Source organism: Phytoactinopolyspora endophytica (assembly GCF_004138495.1).
Classification (GTDB): Bacteria; Actinomycetota; Actinomycetes; order Jiangellales; family Jiangellaceae; genus Phytoactinopolyspora; species Phytoactinopolyspora endophytica.
Genome location: NZ_ML142854.1, coordinates 110595 through 112608 on the forward strand (window position 1 = coordinate 110595; position 2014 = coordinate 112608).

General features: G+C 65.3%; 1 protein-coding gene and 1 pseudogene. Both read left to right on the plus strand.

Annotated features, from left to right (window positions below):
- A partial coding sequence (locus ELR45_RS13530) for a carbon starvation CstA family protein (protein ID WP_165367752.1) occupies positions 1-1726 on the plus strand: 1726 nt, incomplete at its 5' end.
- 104 nt (positions 1727-1830) lie between these two features.
- Positions 1831-2014 (plus strand): annotated as a pseudogene (locus tag ELR45_RS35150) (hypothetical protein); the annotation flags it as partial.

A 2014-nucleotide genomic window follows, 5' to 3' on the forward strand; every position in this document is an offset into this window, starting at 1 on the left:
CACGGTCTTCGCCGTCTTCGCGCTGGGGTATATCTATTACTCCAAATACCTGGCGGAGAAGGTGTATGCGCTCGATCCTGAACGCATCACCCCGGCTCAGGAATTCGCCGACGGGGTGGATTTCGTCCCGACCAACAAGCACGTCCTGTTCGGTCACCATTTCACGTCGATCGCGGGTGCGGCTCCGATCGTCGGCCCTGCGATCGCGGTGTTCTGGGGATGGGGACCTGCGCTGGCGTGGATCGTTATCGGGACGATCTTCGCTGCCGGAGTGCACGACTTCGGCGCGCTGGTCGTCTCCATCCGGCACCAGGCACGCAACATCGGCACGCTGACCGCGGACGTCATCAGCAAGCGCTCCAGAATCCTGTTCCTTTGCATCATCTTCTTCCTGCTGACGCTGGTGAACGCGGTGTTCGCGGTGGTGATCGGCAATCTCCTGGTGGCGAACCCGGGCGCGGTGATCCCGATCTTCGTCGAGATCCCGCTGGCCATCGCGATCGGCCAGTACATCTACCGCACTCGTACGGCGGCTCTGGTGCCGTCGATCATCGGCGTCATCGGGCTGTACTTCCTGATCTGGGTCGGGAACGAGGTTCCGGTCGAGATCGACGGCCTGGCTGACGCGCTCGGCTTCGGGCAGACCCGCGACCTGTGGGTCGTGATCATGTTCCTGTACACCTTCATCGCGTCCCGGCTCCCGGTGTGGCTTCTCCTTCAGCCACGCGACTACATTAACTCGCATCAGCTGTTCATCGCCTTGGCTGTGACCTTCCTCGGTGTGCTCGTGGGCTGGGACACGATGGTGGCGCCTGCCCTGAACGACGTCCCTGACGGCTCGCCCAGCATCTTCCCGTTCCTGTTCATCACCATCGCCTGTGGTGCGATCTCCGGCTTCCATTCGCTGGTCTCATCAGGTACGACGTCCAAACAGCTGGCCAACGAGCGTGACGCCCGCCATGTCGGCTACATGGGCGCCCTCGGGGAGGGAAGCCTGGCGCTCGCCTCGGTGCTGGCGGTCAGCGCGGGCGTAGCCGCGACCCGTGTGGAGTGGGACGAGTTGTACGCGACCCATGCGGACGCCTCCGGCGGCGCGACCTCGAATTTCGTCAACGGGATCGCGCAGTTCGCGAACAACCTCGGCGTGGAGTTCCAACTGGCCACCGTGTTCGCGGCGGTTGTTGTGGTGTCGTTCGCGGCGACCACGATGGACACCGGCATCCGGCTGCAGCGCTACGTCGTGCAGGAGATCTCAACGTTGCTGGGTTGGACCAAGCTGGCCCGCAGCTTGACGCTGGCCGGCCTGGTGGCCGTCGTCGTGCCACTGGCTCTGGCGCTGGTGCCGGGTGACGGCGACGAGGGCTACACGTTCGGGACTCTGTGGCGGCTGTTCGGTACCACCAACCAGCTGACCGCGGGCCTGGCGCTCGCCGTGATCGCGGTGTGGGTGACGCGTAACCGGCGCAACCCGGCGGCCGCCGTCGTTCCATTGGTCTTCCTGCTGATCATGACGAGCTGGGCGCTGTTCATCCAGTTCTTCGAGTTCATCGACGAGGGTGAATGGGTGCTGGCGCCACTGGATGCGATCATCTTCGTCCTCGCCGTATGGTTGATCGTAGAGGCCATCGGCGCCATGCGCCGGGCGCTCGCCGAGCGTCGTGCTACCGCCGGTGGGGGAGACAGCGGCGCTGGCGCCGAGACGTCGTCTCGGGAGGACGAGCTATGAGAGTCCTACTGATCCGGCCGTGGGACATGTCCGACGGGGTCGGAGCGGGCTGTTGCAGCGGAGGCTCCGCGAAGGGCGTGTGTGTCGAGCCGCACCATCATCCCGTGCGCGGGGGGACCCGGAACATCGAACGGACGGACTGGGAGCCGTTCGCCGATGTCTACCGGTCGCTCCGGCACCACCTGCCCGATGATGTGGAGATCGAGATCGTCGACCCCCGCAACCATGCGTTCCTCATCCCAGTGCTGATGCGGGACCTGCGCCGGCGCGGCGTGGGGTGGTGGGCGG